This is a genomic window from Bacillus sp. FSL K6-1012 (assembly GCF_037964915.1).
GTDB lineage: Bacteria > Bacillota > Bacilli > Bacillales > Bacillaceae > Bacillus > Bacillus halotolerans.
On the sequence record NZ_CP150175.1, the window covers coordinates 1,086,379 to 1,103,343 of the forward strand.

Annotated in this window: 18 protein-coding genes and 1 pseudogene; 8 read left to right on the forward strand and 11 right to left on the reverse strand. The window is 44.3% G+C overall.

Going from position 1 to position 16,965, the window contains the following annotated elements:
- Window positions 1-12: 12 nt before the first annotated feature.
- From NSS75_RS05570 to NSS75_RS05595, 6 genes are all read right to left on the reverse strand, one after another.
- Window positions 13-633: an NAD(P)H-binding protein gene (locus tag NSS75_RS05570; RefSeq protein WP_095713722.1), complete on the reverse strand. Its 621-nt coding sequence runs from the start codon at window positions 631-633 to the stop codon at window positions 13-15.
- 38 nt (window positions 634-671) lie between these two features.
- Window positions 672-797 carry a hypothetical protein gene (locus tag NSS75_RS05575; protein WP_081638264.1) on the reverse strand — a complete coding sequence of 42 codons (126 nt, stop codon included), beginning with the start codon at window positions 795-797 and terminating at the stop codon, window positions 672-674.
- Between the two features lie 106 nt (window positions 798-903).
- Window positions 904-1,107, reverse strand: coding sequence for a beta type acid-soluble spore protein SspB (gene sspB, locus NSS75_RS05580; RefSeq protein ID WP_010333571.1), 204 nt, complete (start codon window positions 1,105-1,107; stop codon window positions 904-906).
- A gap of 212 nt (window positions 1,108-1,319) precedes the next feature.
- A complete protein-coding gene (locus NSS75_RS05585; protein WP_024120758.1) occupies window positions 1,320-1,529 on the reverse strand; it encodes a YheE family protein in 210 nt (69 codons plus the stop codon).
- Window positions 1,530-1,687: 158 nt separating this feature from the next.
- A complete protein-coding gene (locus NSS75_RS05590; RefSeq protein ID WP_069486318.1) occupies window positions 1,688-3,049 on the reverse strand; it encodes a YheC/YheD family protein in 1,362 nt (453 codons plus the stop codon).
- Complete coding sequence (locus NSS75_RS05595; RefSeq protein WP_106022389.1) at window positions 3,039-4,130, reverse strand: YheC/YheD family protein; 1,092 nt, start codon at window positions 4,128-4,130, stop codon at window positions 3,039-3,041. Before NSS75_RS05595 ends, NSS75_RS05590 begins: the two co-directional genes overlap by 11 nt.
- A 262-nt stretch (window positions 4,131-4,392) precedes the next feature.
- Here NSS75_RS05595 and NSS75_RS05600 point away from each other — a divergent pair, with 262 nt between their 5' ends.
- On the forward strand, window positions 4,393-5,526 hold the full coding sequence (locus tag NSS75_RS05600; protein WP_339236413.1) for a DUF445 domain-containing protein: 1,134 nt from the start codon (window positions 4,393-4,395) through the stop codon (window positions 5,524-5,526).
- A gap of 92 nt (window positions 5,527-5,618) precedes the next feature.
- Complete coding sequence (locus tag NSS75_RS05605; protein WP_010333576.1) at window positions 5,619-5,972, forward strand: YlbF family regulator; 354 nt, start codon at window positions 5,619-5,621, stop codon at window positions 5,970-5,972.
- A 44-nt stretch (window positions 5,973-6,016) separates the two neighbouring features.
- On the opposite strand, the pseudogene NSS75_RS05610 reads toward NSS75_RS05605, so the two are convergent.
- Window positions 6,017-7,082, reverse strand: a pseudogene (locus NSS75_RS05610) (DNA alkylation repair protein).
- Between the two features lie 491 nt (window positions 7,083-7,573).
- Here NSS75_RS05610 and NSS75_RS05615 point away from each other — a divergent pair.
- Together NSS75_RS05615 and NSS75_RS05620 are read left to right on the forward strand one after the other, a co-directional pair.
- Window positions 7,574-8,440: a Cof-type HAD-IIB family hydrolase gene (locus NSS75_RS05615; RefSeq protein ID WP_024120763.1), complete on the forward strand. Its 867-nt coding sequence runs from the start codon at window positions 7,574-7,576 to the stop codon at window positions 8,438-8,440.
- Window positions 8,441-8,552: 112 nt separating this feature from the next.
- Entirely contained in the window at window positions 8,553-10,058 is a 1,506-nt protein-coding gene (locus NSS75_RS05620; protein ID WP_024120764.1) for a coproporphyrinogen III oxidase, read from the forward strand.
- Window positions 10,059-10,076: 18 nt separating this feature from the next.
- Here NSS75_RS05620 and khtU read toward each other — a convergent pair whose 3' ends face one another.
- The 3 genes from khtU to NSS75_RS05635 all read right to left on the reverse strand — a co-directional run bounded on the left by khtU (window position 10,077) and on the right by NSS75_RS05635 (window position 12,203).
- On the reverse strand, window positions 10,077-11,297 hold the full coding sequence (gene khtU, locus NSS75_RS05625) for a K(+)/H(+) antiporter subunit KhtU (protein WP_010333580.1): 1,221 nt from the start codon (window positions 11,295-11,297) through the stop codon (window positions 10,077-10,079).
- 7 nt (window positions 11,298-11,304) lie between these two features.
- A complete protein-coding gene (gene khtT, locus NSS75_RS05630; protein ID WP_010333581.1) occupies window positions 11,305-11,802 on the reverse strand; it encodes a K(+)/H(+) antiporter subunit KhtT in 498 nt (165 codons plus the stop codon).
- A 62-nt stretch (window positions 11,803-11,864) separates the two neighbouring features.
- Window positions 11,865-12,203 carry a hypothetical protein gene (locus NSS75_RS05635; protein ID WP_081638265.1) on the reverse strand — a complete coding sequence of 113 codons (339 nt, stop codon included), beginning with the start codon at window positions 12,201-12,203 and terminating at the stop codon, window positions 11,865-11,867.
- 165 nt (window positions 12,204-12,368) lie between these two features.
- On the opposite strand from NSS75_RS05635, the gene NSS75_RS05640 reads away from it, so the two are divergent.
- Entirely contained in the window at window positions 12,369-13,136 is a 768-nt protein-coding gene (locus NSS75_RS05640; protein WP_024120767.1) for an enoyl-CoA hydratase, read from the forward strand.
- A 20-nt stretch (window positions 13,137-13,156) separates the two neighbouring features.
- Here NSS75_RS05640 and NSS75_RS05645 read toward each other — a convergent pair whose 3' ends face one another.
- A complete protein-coding gene (locus NSS75_RS05645; RefSeq protein WP_326374493.1) occupies window positions 13,157-13,342 on the reverse strand; it encodes a YhzD family protein in 186 nt (61 codons plus the stop codon).
- A gap of 127 nt (window positions 13,343-13,469) precedes the next feature.
- Here NSS75_RS05645 and NSS75_RS05650 point away from each other — a divergent pair, with 127 nt between their 5' ends.
- The 3 genes from NSS75_RS05650 to NSS75_RS05660 all read left to right on the forward strand — a co-directional run bounded on the left by NSS75_RS05650 (window position 13,470) and on the right by NSS75_RS05660 (window position 16,961).
- On the forward strand, window positions 13,470-14,366 hold the full coding sequence (locus tag NSS75_RS05650; RefSeq protein ID WP_339236420.1) for an ABC transporter ATP-binding protein: 897 nt from the start codon (window positions 13,470-13,472) through the stop codon (window positions 14,364-14,366).
- Entirely contained in the window at window positions 14,359-15,618 is a 1,260-nt protein-coding gene (locus NSS75_RS05655; RefSeq protein WP_024120770.1) for an ABC transporter permease, read from the forward strand. The genes NSS75_RS05650 and NSS75_RS05655 overlap by 8 nt, the downstream gene beginning before the upstream one ends.
- Before the next feature lie 116 nt (window positions 15,619-15,734).
- Window positions 15,735-16,961, forward strand: coding sequence for a DNA repair exonuclease (locus NSS75_RS05660; protein ID WP_339236423.1), 1,227 nt, complete (start codon window positions 15,735-15,737; stop codon window positions 16,959-16,961).
- Window positions 16,962-16,965 lie beyond the last annotated feature (4 nt).

Below are 16,965 nucleotides of genomic sequence, written 5' to 3' on the forward strand. Positions count from 1 at the left end.
TTTTTGTGCGCATTAATAAGCCAGTCCTACCCGGCAGCCGATATAGTCCCCTGTAAGAAGCTCGTGATACAGAAAAGCCGCAGTGTCGCCGACAGTGATCTTTTTACCTTCCGCCGGCAAGACGTTGCGCTCTGCACGGTATTCACCTGCTGCTTCTCCGTCGGGGAGATATGTGGGGCAGATCATGGTCCAGTCTAAGGACGAAGCTCTGAGCATTTCATATACCCTTGCATGCTCCTTGGCAGCGCGGGTCAGCTTTCGTTTTGATTCATTTGTTTCAAATCGGTATTTTCCTGGTTCAAATCGTGAATTAAGAATGCCCGCGGTGCCGATCGTTATGAGCCGTTTGATATGCTTTTCCTGCATAATGGCAAGAATATGTGTCATGGCAGCTGACAACGTATCGTCGCCATCTGTACCGAGACAGCTGATGACGATCTCAGCATCCTTCATAACTTCTTTCACATCTTCTCGGCAGCGGGCATTCCCGATAACGATCCGTTCTTTCGGCAGGCCAAGTTTATCATTCGATGATCTGATCAGAGCGTAAATATCGAGTTGTTCATTGGTGCCTGCCAATCTTAAAAAGGCTTGTCCGACACGGCCGGTTGCGCCAAATAAGGCAATTTTCATGAAAAAACCTCCTCGCCCCTCATTATAAAAGGATGTACTCAGTTTGAACAGCGCGGGAAAGAATACCTGTACAAAAAGACAGAACGATGGGAAACATATTCATTAATCATGGATATACTTACGAACTGCACCAGCTCCCAATTCACAATAGCGATGAATGGCACCTTGATTCCCTCCCTTTTCTCCTAGGATATGTGGTGTAGGAAAAAAGGGTGACAAATATAAAGAAGGCGCGGAAACCGCGCCTTCTGTCAGCCATTTATTGAATTGTTATTGTACGCGTCCGCCCATGTTCTGCTGAGCGAAAGATACTAAACGTTTTGTGATTTCTCCTCCGACAGAACCGTTAGCGCGGGAAGTCGTATCCGCTCCAAGGTTAACGCCGAATTCAGAAGCGATTTCAAGTTTCATTTGGTCGATAGCCTGAGCTGCGCCAGGTACTAGTAATTGATTTGAAGAGTTTTGGTTTGCCATGTGTAAAATCTCCTTTTTTATTTGATATGGTTGGGTTAACTGGAGTTGCACCAGTCTGTGGACCCGTCTCGGGTGTCACTGCCGTCTCGGCGTAACCCAATGCTTTGCCGGCTTGTTACTACGTATTATGTTAGATTTGACTGAAACTCATGCGGGGATTTTAGTGGTAAATCTTGAGAAGGCATAAAAAAAGCTTAGCCGCTCAGGCTAAGCTAATCGTAAATATGAAAAAGCATCAATTCATGTATCTCGTTTTTGAGTGCAGGCTCATCAGCACGGGCGGGAAACAAATCTCCCCATTCAATCTCGCCGCTTTTATGATAGATGCCCTCGTAATGCATGCCTTTATAGTAAAAGGAAATTGTCCATCCGGGCAGTTTTTGTTTTTGAAACAAAGGTTTCCAGCTGAAATGAGAAATCATCAGGGGCCACGCTCCTTGAAATTGATATCAATTGACATGGATACGGACGAATTACATTCATTGTATCATTGTTGCAAAACATCATTGAAGGGGCTTTATGATGAACTTGTCCTTGCGTTGAATAAACTTCAAGCCCGCTTTTACATAAAGCGGGCAAATTAGGATGGCCACAGCGATTCATGGGAGGTAATGGCCATCTTCGAAAGATATGAAGCATATTCAAAGCTTCTTCGTTTTGTCAAAGAATCGACAGATTGCAGACTCGGATGAGAAAAAATACTGCGGCCCGGACGTGAATTCGCTTCAAACATCCATACCTTACCGTTTTGGTCAATGCCAAAATCAAAACCGATCTCGCCGATGAACCCTTCGATATGGTCATGGAGCACTTGGCTGGCGGTCAATGCCGCCGCAGAAAGCTTTTTAATGACATGTATTCGTTCCGCCGGATCATCGTATACTTCGGCCAGCGTTTTCACTTTTCCGCCATTCGATAGGTGTGTTGTAATGCTGTTTTCTCCTGAAATTTTTACTGCGATGGCGGTCACAGTCCATTTCCCTTTACTGTTTTTATTCGTATGAACGCGGAAATCGGCTGGTTTTCCCTGAAATTCAATCAAATTTACCCCTTGCTGAACGAGAAAGACAGCGGGATCATGCTGTTTTTGAAATTCATCCAGAAATGCGGAAGCATCGGGATAGTCGATTGAAGAAAAAGATTTGGCATCATTTGTATGTTTCACAGTCAAACCGGATTCCGTTTTGGCGAGCTGATAAATCCCGGTGCCGAGTGCTCCGTCCGCCGGTTTTATATAAACCTTGCCGAATGAATCACTCAGCTCTTCAATCCGCTCAACAGTAGGATGAAGGATTGATTTCGGTAAGTAAGGAGCCGTTCTCGGGTCTTTTTCCAGCAATTGATGAACATCCCATTTGTTGAAAAATGTTTTATTGAACCATGGGATTTGATATTCATTGATCAGCCGGTTTTTTGTATTCTGCAAGACAATTGAGTTCTCGATTTTTCTGTTCGGCAAACGGTCATACACGACGTTCGGCAGCGGGACAATGTGTTTCTCCCAGCCATTTTCCCTGTATAGAAGCGCTTCAATCGTCCCTTCCTGCCAATTGATTTGGTGCGCGCCGAACACGAAGCAATAGCTTCCTGTTTGTTCATGCAAAGTGAGCAGTTTAGAAAAAAAGAGAGAACGGTCCTTAAAAGGGCGCTCAAGTGATGCGGTAAACCCTGCGGTGAAGATGCCGATTAATGGACCAATGTGCACCGAATGATCATGAATGAGAATATCAGCCCGGCTGCGGTGCGGTATCAGCAGTTCGTGAAACAGATTTTCAGAGAGGAGCACTGTCTGTTCGAGATTTCGTCTGAAAGTAACATGGCATCTGACAACCTTCGTTCCGAATGAGGCAGACAAAAGGCCGTCTTGCTTCATTGCGGAGGGCAGAAACAGAGTATTTTCACTGTTTTTGTCTATGCCGATCAAAAACCGTTTACGATTCACGCGGAAGGACTCCTTTCTGGTTTTGCAGCGAAAATAGAAATTTGCACCGCTTAAGAGGACAAGTATATAGATGTTCTTTTTTCTCAGGAGAAACATGAAGTATTGATTTTCTGCCTGGTTTAGAATTGATATCAAGGATCCAGATCCTCCCGTCCTTCGCAAGGCATATATCCAGACCGAGTTCAAATAATGGCCCGTATCGCTCATCAAGATAATACGGAACCGATTGGGTAATCGAGAATACGTCATCCAGTAAGACTACCTGCTGTTTTTTCGGGATATTTTCAAACCATGTATCAAATGTAAGCGTATCCGATCCGCCTGATAAATTGGCCAGCAGCCCGTTTTTGTATCCGCGTCTCACTGCCTTTCCGACGGTATGCCATTCACCGTCCTCATTTTTTTGCATAAACAGCCGGATATCACAAGGGTATTGCTCCTTATCTTGGATATTTAAATAAGGCTGCATCAAATATTGGTGCTGAAGCACTTTTTTGCACCAAGTTTTAAATGAAGCTTGGTTGGAAAAGGATTTTGTCTGTTTATCCTTTCCGATATGGTAGGTGGCGGTTATGTTTTTCTTGCCAAGCTCCAGAAGTATCACGCCTCTGCCGCCAGCACCGAACGCTGGCTTTAAAATACAGGCTTTTTCTTTCAATAAATACGAATGGATTTGTTCAAATCGGCTCACTTTCATGGTTTCTGGAATGTAAGGATTGATCACAGAATGCTCCTGCAAATCTTGAAACACAGTCCATTTATCAGGAAGACCCCGCCCGATAAATTCGGTTTTCGGATATTTTTTGAGCCATTCAACGATCGGCTTTGCTTTTTGTGATTGTGAATCCTTCCCATAAAAGCAGCGGTCATAAATATAATCGGGAATCGCAAGTTCTGTTTCATTCCAATTGCTGCTGGCGGGATGATAAACCAGCGCTTTGACACGCAGGGTGTCGGGCAAAATGTCAAACGGTGTAAAGCGGATCAAACGTATGCCGAATTCGGGCGCTCTTGTGGCCAATTCTGCGGAATAATCCTGCTCGTGCTGGCGGGTTAAGGACATAAAACCGAGTGTTATCATGGTGAGACTCCCCCTTTTATTAAAAAGCTGCCGGCGGGTGTCAGCAGCTTTACGCTTCAAAAAACATCAGGAACACAGCTGTCGGTAGTCTACTTTACAGATTACGATTCAGCATCTTGCCCTATTCCTGTTAAACAAGCTGATTTTATGGCCATATGTTTTGTCTCCTTGTTTGCTAAGTGATCACACCAACCTCTATAATACAAATAGGTCATTCTATTTATGAAAAAGTAAAAGCACAGATGGAGGCAGATGAGCAGGAATGGGTATTGCAGGAACCTTTATATTTATGATCGTGATCGGCGCAGTTATCGGCGCGGTGACCAATCATTTAGCAATTCAAATGCTATTTAGGCCGTATAAGGCATATTATTTGTTTGGAAAACGAGTCCCTTTTACTCCGGGATTGATTCCAAGAAGACGTGATGAGCTTGCGAAACAAATGGGGCTGATGGTGGTAAACCATTTATTAACGCCTGAGGGTATTAAAAAGCGGCTTGTTTCAGATTCAGCCAAAAAGCAGGCGCTTCAAGTCGGAGAACAGCTGATTCAAAACCTGTCGCTATCTGAAATGACAGTAAAAGAAGCGCTTGAAAAAGCCGGAGTAAAGCATCCGGGTGAAGCGGCAGACGACTGGATCAGCCGCTGGACGGATGATAAATTGAATGAACTTTTCCGCCGATATGAGCATCAAACGTTAAAGGAAGCACTGCCATTGGAAGTGCAGGAAAAGCTAGAAGAGAAGATACCGATGATTTCAGGCTATATTTTGGCGCGAAGCATTCATTATTTTGAAAGTGAAGAAGGAAAAATCCGTCTCGGCAATATGATTGATGATTTCTTAAAAGAACGCGGTATGCTTGGAAGCATGGTGCAAATGTTTCTCGGCAATTCAAGCCTTGCTGATCGCGTGCTGCCGGAGCTTCTGAAGTTTTTGCGGAATGAGGAAACGAATAAGCTGCTTTCTGATCTTCTGAAAAACGAATGGGGCAAGCTGAAGGAGTATACATTTAATGAAGCGGACGAAAAATGGAACGCAAAAGTACTAATCTTTAGCCTGAAACAAAGAGTGCTGCAAGCATTTTCAACTGCTCCGTTTTTTGAAAATACGATTGGCTCGCTTACAGCCCGCTATGAAAATGATCTGAACCATCGTATCCTGCCGGCGCTTTTAGACAAATTGCTTGAGGGGATTTCAACCAATCTTGAAAGTGTATTAAAACGAATGCGCCTTGAGGAAATTGTAAAGGAGCAGGTGGATCAGTTCCCGGTACAGCGTCTTGAAGAAATGGTGCTGTCGATTTCGAAAAAAGAATTTAAAATGATAACCTATTTGGGCGGCCTTCTCGGCGGAATCATAGGTGCAATTCAAGCGTTGTTTGTCATCCTTTTTTAAGAAGAAACGGGTTTCGATTAATGAAAGGAGCTCCATAGTCTGTTATAGTGGAGTGGTATGTCAATCGGCAATAATGAAAGGAGCTACTTACAATGGCTGTTAATTTTTATGATGTAGCGTATGATCTGGAAAATGCATTGCGCGGGAGCGAAGAGTTTACCCGTTTAAAAAACCTGTACGATGAAGTAAACGCAGACGAGTCTGCGAAACGAATGTTCGAAAACTTCCGTGATGTGCAGCTGAGACTTCAGCAAAAACAAATGGCTGGAGAAGAAATTACAGAAGACGAAGTGCAGCAGGCTCAAAAAACCGTTGCGCTTGTACAGCAGCACGAAAAAATCTCTCAGCTGATGGAAGCGGAGCAGCGTATGAGTATGCTGATCGGCGAATTAAACAAAATCATCATGAAGCCTTTAGAAGAGCTTTACGGCAGTGTCGAAGGCTAATCATTCAAAATCCCTTCTGGATAAGAAGGGATTTTTTTATTCGTTCAGCAAACTAGAAAATCCAGCGATTTCTTTACCTCTCCATTGATGATCACTGATAATGTATGAATTCCTTTGTAATGTTTTCTTGTAGATAAATCCTTAAAGGTTTGTGTTTTGGTATATGATTTTGTTTCGTTTTTTCGTTTCTGTTATTTTAAATACCTTTCGATGATGCTGGCCTCTGGCTTTTACGTAATCAATGGCGTACTCAATTCTTACTTTCTGATCCCTGTCTGAATGAATGTGAAAAGTAAACTTGAGGGTTTCGCCAATAGAAATACGGCTGGACTCGCACGTTAATTCTTGCAGTTGAATCGAGTCAGCATCGTGATAGCCAAAAAGCGATAAATCCTGTTTATCGCCTTTTTTTAACAAGGTCCGGTAAGCGTGTTTGATGATCCAGTCTGTATGAGGATGTGTTCCATACCATTGTTCTGCGACTTTTCTCAGCAAGTGAGGATGCGTTTTTGATATATCATTAAGGTTGTTGGCCACACTTTTTCTCACATACAAAGACTCGTCCTGCATCAGCTGCTCAAGGATCGGCAGCACGGGGGAGGGGTCCGATTTCAAAGCGGGTATCGATTTTCCCCATGGGAGGCGGGGCCTGCTTCCTTCACTCGCAAGTCTTCTTACGTGCTCATTTTCATGCTTAGACCATATCAGGAATTGTGCAATCATTTTTTCCTGATTTAAAAGCAAAAAAGGTCTCACAGCAAATTCTGAAGTGGAATATGCCGTAAAGTATTCTAACGCCTTCATTGAATCATCCCAATGCTCTAAGCCGTAATGCTCCACATAATCAGGAAATATGATTCCGCTGAGTCCCTTAAAATGAGGAGCTGCATCCCATAATACCGCAAGCGCTTCGCCATAATGTTTCGGCAGTGTTTCGTATAAAGCAACGGTAATGCGGCGCATGCGTTCTTTTAATGCGAGCCCAGGCCATTCTCCCGTCATTAAGAGTTCCTCGAATTTGTCTTTGTTGAATGCAGGATAGGTTTCTTTTACAGTATCTGTCAATCGAGAGATCAGTTCTTGATTATAAATTTCTTTTAATACAGTCATTGGACCACCGCTTTTTTCATTTAATGTTTATATTGTATACGAATGTACGTTCCTATTCAAGTGGAAGAATCCAATAATTAACATTACACGCTACCTTAGTTACACAGATATTGGTTACTTTTTTTAGTTAAAAAAACCCTTGTCATCTGCAGAGAAAACTGGGATAATAACATTGAAAGCGCCTACACTTACCTGTTTCAAATGGATACGGTCGCATATCATGCCGTTATATAGAGGGGATAAGCAACAGAGAGTAAGTGTTCGGAGCGCATCATTGGTCAAATAAGGGGTTCCTGATACATGATTTTTCGTAAGTAAATCGAAATAACGATATTAGGGAGAATGGCTGCTTCGATCGTATCCTATTATGATTGCGTATATAAAGTCTGCTGAGTCAGGCTTTTTTTGCTGTACAGAAAAGGTTGTTCTAAACACAGAGACAGGGTCATATCCTATACACAAGTACAGTCATCAAGGAGGGGGACATCTCTGTGTCTAAACAATTGCTTGCCTTAAACATAGATGGAGCGCTGCTTCGGTCGAACGGGAAAATTCATCAGGCAACGAAAGACGCGATTGAATATGTTAAGAAAAAAGGGATTTACGTCACACTTGTCACCAACCGCCATTTTCGCTCAGCTCAGAAAATAGCAAAATCGCTGAAGCTTGATGCAAAGCTGATCACCCACAGCGGCGCCTATATCGCTGAGAAAATAGACGCGCCCTTTTTTGAAAAAAGAATTTCTGACGATCATACTTTTAATATCGTTCAAGTGCTTGAGAGCTATCAATGCAACATCAGGCTTCTTCACGAGAAATATTCGATTGGAAACAAGAAAAAGGTCAATTCAAATTTGCTTGGGAAAGCGCTGATCCACCCGTCAGATCCCATCTTTTACCCGGTTCAGTTTGTTGAATCGTTAAGCGATCTTCTGATGGATGAACCGGTGAGTGCGCCCGTCATCGAAGTATATACAGAACAAGATATTCAGCAAGACATTACAGAAACGATTACAAAAGCCTTCCCGGCGGTTGACGTGATTCGCGTAAACGATGAGAAGATGAACATTGTTCCAAAGGGAGTTTCGAAGGAAGCGGGCCTTGCACTTGTCGCTTCGGAACTGGGGCTGGGGATGGAGGATGTAGTCGCTATCGGCCATCAGCAAGACGATCTTCCGATGATTGAGCTTGCCGGACTTGGGGTTGCAATGGGGAACGCTGCACCGGAAATTAAGAGAAAAGCCGATTGGGTCACAAGGTCAAATGACGAGCAAGGCGTCGCATATATGATGAAGGAATATTTCCGTATGCAGCAGCGAAAAGGGTTCCTCGATAAGTTCCACATGAAACGCGTATAAAAAAAGCCGCTCGCGCCCAAACAGGTGCGGCGGCTTTTTTGCCGGATTGATTTTAGCTGTTTATTTCTGTACACTAAAGAAAGTTTTGAATCTGATAAATTAGGTGATGAAGTTGCAAATTAAAATAGAAGGCATACACGATGACCGCCTTCATCGGCCACTGCAAAATATCGCAAATTTGTTTTATGAGGAATGCGGTCTTGTCTACGGCGGAGAGGAGCCGGCGGATCTTGTCATCTCTTTAGCCTGCACGCAAACGGATGAGCATGTGACGGTTTCAGGAGAAGTGAAAGGAACCGGAATTAAGGAACACCATACTAAATCTTTTTCTCCTGATATGAATGAAAAAGAAGCTTTCAAACAAGTAAAAAACACAATTTCTTATGTTTACTTAAATCTACTTCAAGCGCATACGGGCATGACGCAAAAGTGGGGAATTCTCACGGGAATCCGCCCGACGAAGCTGCTTCATAAAAAGCTGCAAAGCGGGATGCCGAAGGAACAGGCGCATGCAGAATTGAAAAAAGACTATTTAATTCATGATGAGAAAATCGAATTGATGCAGCAAATTGTCGACAGGCAGCTGGCGGCAGTTCCTGATTTGTATCAAGTAAAGGACGAAGTCAGTATTTATATCGGCATTCCTTTCTGCCCGACCAAATGTGCGTATTGCACATTCCCTGCATACGCCATCCAAGGACAAGCAGGCAGAGTCGGCTCATTTTTATGGGGGCTGCATTACGAAATGCAGAAAATCGGCGAATGGCTCAAGGAGCATGACGTCAAGGTCACAACCATATATTTTGGCGGCGGGACGCCTACAAGCATTACAGCGGAAGAGATGGATCTTCTGTATGAAGAAATGGTCCGCTCCTTCCCGGATGTGAAAAACATTCGGGAAATTACTGTGGAAGCCGGTCGCCCCGACACGATTACTGAAGAAAAACTTGACGTGTTGAACAAATATGATATTGACAGGATCAGCATTAACCCGCAATCCTATGAAAACGAAACGCTCAAAGCAATCGGCCGTCATCATACGGTGGAAGAGACCATTGAAAAATACCATCTGTCACGCCAGCACGGCATGAATAATATCAATATGGATTTAATTATCGGTTTGCCTGGCGAAGGCGTGAAGGAGTTCAGACACAGCCTCTCAGAAACCGAGAAACTGATGCCGGAATCGCTGACTGTTCATACCCTTTCCTTTAAGCGGGCGTCAGAAATGACAAGAAACAAACATAAATACAAAGTTGCCGGGAGAGAAGAGGTTTCTCAAATGATGGATGATGCGGTAGCTTGGACGAAAGAACATGGATACGTGCCTTATTATTTATACCGCCAGAAAAATATTCTTGGAAATCTGGAAAACGTCGGGTACTCGATTCCGGGCCAGGAAAGCATCTACAACATTATGATTATGGAAGAAGTGCAGACGATTATCGGCATCGGCTGCGGTGCGGCAAGTAAATTTATTGATCCGGATACAGGGAAAATCACACACTTTGCCAATCCGAAAGACCCGAAATCATACAATGACCGATTTGAGCACTACACGGACGAAAAGATCAAATATTTAGAGCAGATTTTTGAGAGAACGACAAAGCAGCACTGATCACAGTGCTGCTTTTTTTTATCCCCGCTGTTTTTTCACAGGCTGAACGTCCGGCTTCCATTTAAACACCTTGTTTAGCTGGCGGTAAATCCATTTTGACTCTTTTGTTAATAATGGCCCCAAAATCGCCAGAATGAGGACATATAATGCGGCGAACGGCTTTAATGTGGCTGACAGGCCGCCGGCTATGCCGAGGTTGGCAACGATAATCGAAAACTCACCCCGTGATACGATCGTAAGACCGATATTGGATGAGGCTTTATGAGAAAGCCCTGCGCGGCGTCCAGCCACCATTCCGGCGATAAAGTTTCCGAATATGGTCAGGATCACAGCTCCCAATGCCAGCCAAACCGCTTCACCAAGTGAAAAAGGGTCTATGCTGAGGCCGAAGCTGAAAAAGAACATCGCGCCGAAAAAGTCGCGAAACGGAACGACAAGGTGCTCAATCCGATCGGAATGCTCTGTTTCCGAAAATACCAAACCGAGCAGCAGCGCGCCGATGGCTTCTGCCACATGAATTGTCTCTGAAAATCCGGCGATGAAAAAGAGCGCTGCAAAAATGACGATAATAAACACTTCGTTCGAGCGAATGTCCAACAGCTTATTCAAAAGCGGCGGGAGCTTTCTGGCCGCGATAAAAAACAGCAGCATATAGCCAAATGCGATCAGAATGGACAAAAGCGCACTCCCGACTGATGTCGCGTCTCCAAGCACAAGGCCGGAAACAACAGACAGATACACGGCAAGGAAGATATCCTCAAACATAATAATGCCGAGAATCAGCTCTGTTTCCGGGTTGGCCGTTCTTTTTAAATCGACCAGCACTTTTGCGACGATCGCGCTTGAAGAAATGGTGATGACGCCTGCCAGCACGAGGACTTCCAGAAAAGAAAACCCGGTGATAAAGCCATAAAGCAGTCCGAGGCTGAAGTTAATCAAAATATAAATTGATCCGCCAATTGCGATGGATTTTCCAGACTTGATCAGCTTTCCGACAGAGAATTCAAGTCCGAGATAGAAAAGGAGGAAAAGCACGCCCATCCGCCCGAAAAACTCAATGATTTCACTGCTTTCTATAAACGTGAGGTCAATGATCCCGACTTTAGGGGCATGAGGGCCAAGCAGCATCCCTAAAATAATGAGAAACGGGATAATTGAAAACTTAATTTTATTTGCGATGACACTGGCAATTGCCACAAGCACAAGCGCGGTTCCGACTTCAAAAACAAGATGATCCATCCGCTGATCACACGCCCTCTCTAGAAAGAAAATCATGAGTCAGTTTTTTCAGATGCTTTCTTTCACCTGAGAGGACAAGGGTATCATCTTCTTCAATCACCGAGTCAGCGCCTGGATTTAAAAACTTTTGCTGGTTGTGTTTAATGATGGCGATGACAGTGACATCATAGTTTTGACGGACATCAAGTTCGCCGAGGGTGCGCCCGATTGACTTCGCGCCTTTTTCCACCTTAAACCATTCGATAATGAGGTCGCTAAACGCCATCTCGATGGATTCCAGCGCCTGCGGCTTATAGACCATGCCGCCTAAAATGGCTGCAATTTGCCTTGCTTCAGAATCATCCAATGAAATATTGGAAAGAAGCTCATCCGGATCCCGATCATCAAATCGATAGATTTCTCTTCTTCCGTCATCATGAATGATAATCGTCATTTTTTCGCGGTTTCTTGTTTCAATTTCAAATTTTTTGCCGATTCCCGGCAGATCGTTTTCTTTTATATTCAATGAAAATCCCTCCGAATGTAGTGTTGGCATAAAAGATAGGGTACAAACAAAACGATATACATTCATATTCGGAGGTAATTAGACTGGTATTTGACAGGGACGGCACAAACCCTTTCCAGCCTGTTGATGTGAGGATCATCAAGCGGCTTGACAGATAACGTTCTGATAGACTGCGCCAATGGATTGTACTCTTTCATAAACTCCGCCAGATGCAGACTGCCCGGTGACGGCGTTTTGGCTGATTGTGATTCTTTCGGATATGAGGACATTGGCACATAGCTGTCAGTGCTTGCATCAAACTGGGAGGGCAGGGCCACGTCAGAAGGGGGAAAGCACACCATAAATAAGCTTAATAGAAAGCTGATCAGCAATTTATCCATGTTACCTTCCCCCTTTCTCATTCTATATCCCTTCCATTTCACTATATAAAACTTTATGTTCCCATTCAAATGATATGCATTTTTCAGTATCTATTGACCTTGAAAAATAAAAAAGGTTTCTTTAAGGACGGCGGGGAATGTATATGAGAAAGAAAAAAAGAAAGCGTATACATGGAGGTGTTTCATATGGATTATATTCAATATGAACTGAAGGGGCCTGTGGCAGAAATTGTGCTGAATCGTCCTGATGCTCATCACGCCTTGAATGAGCAAATGCTTTTCGAGCTGAAGGAGGCGTGTGAAAAGGTTTCTGAAAGCGAGGCGCTCATCGTCCTCCTGAGAGGTACCGGAAAAGGTTTTTCGGCAGGCGGCGATATACGGATGATGACCTCTGAGCATGACCCTGATCAATTTAGGCAGCTGATGGATACGATCGAAGCCATTACTTTAACGTTATACGAAATGAAAAAAGTGACAATTGCCGCTGTCCATGGTGCTGCCGCTGGGCTGGGCTTGAGTTTAGCACTTTGTGCTGACATTGTGCTTGCGGAGAAAAATGCCGTCCTTGCAATGAACTTTATCGGCATCGGCCTTGTTCCTGATGGCGGGGGACATTATTTGCTGAAAAAAAGGATTGGGGAAGCGAAAGCGAAAAAGCTGATTTGGAGCGGGAAAAAGCTATCCGCTGAAGAAGCGGCTGGCATGGGTCTCTTGGATGGAACATTTAACGGAGATCCTGCGGAAGGTGCAAGACCTTATGTTGAAACGCTTTTAGCCTCGCCCTTATTGGCAATGATTGAGACGAAAGCCATTTTTCAAAGCCTCCATATTGATGAATTGAAGAAGGTGCTGGCTCTTGAACGAAGTGCCCAGGAGAGAATGAGGAGGACAAAAGATCACCAGGAAGGAATCCGTGCATTTTTAGAGAAACGGGAGCCGAAGTTTCAAGCATAACAGATCAGCCGGGAAGCTGATCATCTCTGAAACAAAATCAGCTTTCCGGCTGCATTCACTAAACGATGGGTATGACGATGAATCTCTTTTTCCTTTAACAGGGCTTCACCCTGCTGTTTTGCCGCATCTTCGTTTTCTGCGTCAAATCGCTCGTTTATCAGTGTTTCTCCCGAAGGATCAAAAGCCGTAAGAAAATACTCCGCCATTATATTTCGCCTCCAACTTCATCATTTATCGTTCTTTCTTCATTTATATTCTAAATAACAAACCAAAATCCTTTATTATGTTTTAACCAAATATAGTATATAATGGGGCAGGGAAGGAGGAGATTCGGTGCTGACGATTGATCACGTAACGAAGACATTTGGAGATTATAAAGCGGTTGACGGTTTGAATCTGGAAATTCCGGAACAGCAAATGTTTGGCCTCTTAGGCGCAAACGGAGCGGGAAAAACGACGACCTTTCGCATGATTCTCGGCTTATTAAGCATTACGGAGGGTACGATCAGCTGGAAAGGCCGTCCCGTCAACTACAGTATGAGCAACAAAATCGGATATTTGCCGGAAGAGCGCGGACTTTATCCGAAAATGAAGGTAAAGGAGCAGCTTGTCTATCTGGCAAGATTAAAAGGCATGGAGAAACGCGAAGCCGTAAAAGAGCTCGGAACATGGCTTGAACGCTTCAATATAACAGAATACGAGAATAAAAAAGTAGAAGAGCTTTCAAAAGGAAACCAGCAGAAAATCCAGTTTATTTCGTCGGTTTTGCATAAGCCTGAGCTGCTGATTCTCGATGAACCATTCAGCGGGCTGGACCCTGTCAATGTCGAGCTGTTGAAGGAGGCTGTTATCTCTTTGAAAAACAGCGGTGTCTCGATTTTATTTTCCAGCCATCGGATGGAGCATGTCGAGGAGCTGTGTGAGCACCTTTGTATTTTGCAAAAAGGGAAGCCTGTTGTGCAAGGCAGACTGAAGGAAATTAAACGTTCATTCGGCAAAAAGAATGTGACCATTCATTCCGATGACGATCTGCATTTTTTACAGGGGCACGAAGGAATTACGCAATGGAAAGAAACGGCTGGCGGCGTAAAGCTGCAAATTGCCAATGAAGACATCTCTCAAGAGATCTTCGCCATGCTACAAGGAAAAGGATTTATTCGAAAGTTTGAGCTTGAAGAGCCGTCACTCCATGATATTTTTATAGAAAAGGTGGGGGCCGTCTATGAATAAATTTTTGATCATGCTTTCTCATACATACAAAAATAAGATTATGGCAAAGTCTTTTATTATTTCTACTGTCATCACGGTTCTGCTTGTATTGGCTGTCACCAATTTAGAATCGATCATTTCTATGTTTCAAGGAGAAGATACAAAAGAGAAAATTGCTGTTATTGATGAAACAAACGAATTATATCCGATTTTCTCAAAGCAGCTGAAAGCAGTCGATACAGACAGCGATCTTGATGTGAAGCAGTCTAAGCAATCAGAGGAAAAGGTTATAAAGCAAGTCAAAGAGGAAACGCTTGATGGGATGCTCATTATCAAAAGAGATGAAAAAGGGACGATCTCAGGGACGTACAAAGCGTTAACGATTTCGGATGAAAGCACGTACCAAACACTGCAGCAGGCGTTAACACAAACAAAAACCGCTGTTGGAACAGAGGAGCTCGGCGTTTCGCAGGAAACCATCAGCAGCCTCTATGCGCCTGTCACTGTCGGGCAGGAGGCGCTGAAAGAGGGTGCAAAGTCTGAGGAAGAGCTGGGGCAGGCGATGGGGCTTGTTTACATTATGCTGTTTGTCATATATTTCTCCGTTATTATGTATGCCAGTATGATTGCGATGGAGGTTGCGACTGAAAAATCTTCGCGTGTCATGGAAATCCTCATCTCAAGCATGCCGCCGATCCAGCAAATGTTTGCAAAGCTGTTAGGCATCGGGCTTGTCGGAATAACACAGCTTGCTGTCATTATTTCTGCCGGATATCTATCGCTGAAGCTGAACAAAACGAGCGAAACGGCTTCATCTGTCGGCGGTTTTCTTAATCTGACCGATGTTCCCGTTTCTACCGTGATATATGCTGTTATTTTCTTTTTGCTCGGTTACTTTTTATATGCGACACTGGCCGCGTTTCTTGGCAGCGTCGTCAGCAGAATAGAGGACGTGCAGCAAACGATCACACCGATGACGCTTTTGGTGGTTGCCGGTTTTATGATTGCCATGTTCGGACTAAACGCTCCGGACGCAGGATTTATTACGGTCACATCGTTTATCCCGTTCTTTACGCCGATGATTATGTTCTTGCGCGTCGGCATGCTTGATATTCCGTTTTGGCAGGCGGCTGCCGGCATCGGGATAACATTGCTCACCATTATCATACTTGCCGTCATTGGCGCCAGAATCTATAAAGGCGGCGTCTTGATTTACGGCAACTCAAGCGCGTTTAAAGCAATCAAACAAGCGCTGCGTTTGTCAAAAAGCTGATTGGAAAACAGCCTGGGGATGCTCAGGCTGTTTTTGATTGTATTCGTTTTGACAGAACGTGCATTCGCAAGAAATCGGTGCTAAAATAAGGGTACTTCATCCTGGAAAGGAGCAGAATGTTGACTGATCTAACCTTTATTCATGCGGCAGATCTTCATCTCGACAGCCCGTTTTACGGGATATCGCATCTGCCGGAACCCATTTTTGCCCGGATCAAAGAAAGCACGTTTTCAAGCGTGAGACATATTATAGACGCTGCAATCACAGAGAACGTTGATTTCGTTTTGCTGGCGGGGGATCTGTTTGATGAGGCCAATCGAAGTTTAAAGGCGCAGCTCTTTTTGAAAAAACAGTTCGATAGACTTAGAGAGTACAGGATTTCAGTCTATGTGATTTTTGGGAACCATGATCATCTCGGCGGAGAATGGACGCCGATTGAATGGCCGGAGAATGTTCACATGTTTACATCCCCAGTCCCTGAAGAAAAATCGTTTTATAAGAATGACAGGCGCGCAGCAAGCATTTACGGTTTCAGCTATCAGACCAGAGCCGTGATGGAAAACCAAGCCGCCCGCTACCGGAGATCAACTGACGCGCCCTTTCATATCGGGATGCTCCACGGCACGTTATCAGGATCTGAAGGACACGATCCATATTGCCCGTTTACTCAGGATGATCTTGTGAAAAGCGGGATGGATTATTGGGCGCTTGGCCATATTCACAAACGCCAGGTTGTTTCTGCCGGGAATCCGGCCGTGATATATCCGGGAAATCCTCAAGCGCGCCATATGAAGGAAACAGGAGATAAAGGCTTTTATCTTGTCCGTGTGGAGCGCGGAAATATTTCCTATGAATTTAAGAAAGCGCATGACGTCCTGTGGGAGAAAGCAGAAGTTGATGTGTCAGCGATAGAGAATATGACCGCGCTCTTTCAAATTGTCGAGGATACGTTTTCAAAGCTGCGGAAAAAAGGGACTCCTGCTTGTGTGAAGCTCGTATTACAGGGGATCGCGCCAGAATGGTTATCGGATGCGCCGAGAGGTTCACTGGACGAGCTCCTTGAAGCCTTTCAGGAGCAAGAGGTAGACGAGGAGAATTTTATATGGCCGCTCTCATTAGAAGATGAGACGGAAAATGAAGCAGAGCTTAAGAGCCTTGATCCTTTTTTCGGCGGTTTATTGGAAGACATTGAACAGACTGATCTTGCAGGCGTGCTGGAAGGACTTGAACGGCATCCTGTATATAGGAGACACGCAGACCGGTTTAGTCAAGAGGAGATAAAGGAAATAAAAGAGCAGGCACAGGTTTTATTGAAAAGACAGCTTAAGGTGCTTGAGTCATGAGGCG

Coding starts and splice junctions, on each gene's coding strand:
- NSS75_RS05570 (WP_095713722.1), bottom strand. CDS start 633: ATGAAAATTGCCTTATTTGGCGCAACCGGCCGTGTCGGACAAGCCTTT.
- sspB (WP_010333571.1), bottom strand. CDS start 1,107: ATGGCAAACCAAAACTCTTCAAATCAATTACTAGTACCTGGCGCAGCT.
- NSS75_RS05585 (WP_024120758.1), bottom strand. CDS start 1,529: ATGATTTCTCATTTCAGCTGGAAACCTTTGTTTCAAAAACAAAAACTG.
- NSS75_RS05595 (WP_106022389.1), bottom strand. CDS start 4,130: ATGATAACACTCGGTTTTATGTCCTTAACCCGCCAGCACGAGCAGGAT.
- NSS75_RS05600 (WP_339236413.1), top strand. CDS start 4,393: ATGGGTATTGCAGGAACCTTTATATTTATGATCGTGATCGGCGCAGTT.
- NSS75_RS05605 (WP_010333576.1), top strand. CDS start 5,619: ATGGCTGTTAATTTTTATGATGTAGCGTATGATCTGGAAAATGCATTG.
- khtU (WP_010333580.1), bottom strand. CDS start 11,297: ATGGATCATCTTGTTTTTGAAGTCGGAACCGCGCTTGTGCTTGTGGCA.
- NSS75_RS05635 (WP_081638265.1), bottom strand. CDS start 12,203: ATGAGAAAGGGGGAAGGTAACATGGATAAATTGCTGATCAGCTTTCTA.
- NSS75_RS05640 (WP_024120767.1), top strand. CDS start 12,369: ATGGATTATATTCAATATGAACTGAAGGGGCCTGTGGCAGAAATTGTG.
- NSS75_RS05645 (WP_326374493.1), bottom strand. CDS start 13,342: ATGGCGGAGTATTTTCTTACGGCTTTTGATCCTTCGGGAGAAACACTG.
- NSS75_RS05655 (WP_024120770.1), top strand. CDS start 14,359: ATGAATAAATTTTTGATCATGCTTTCTCATACATACAAAAATAAGATT.
- NSS75_RS05660 (WP_339236423.1), top strand. CDS start 15,735: ATGTTGACTGATCTAACCTTTATTCATGCGGCAGATCTTCATCTCGAC.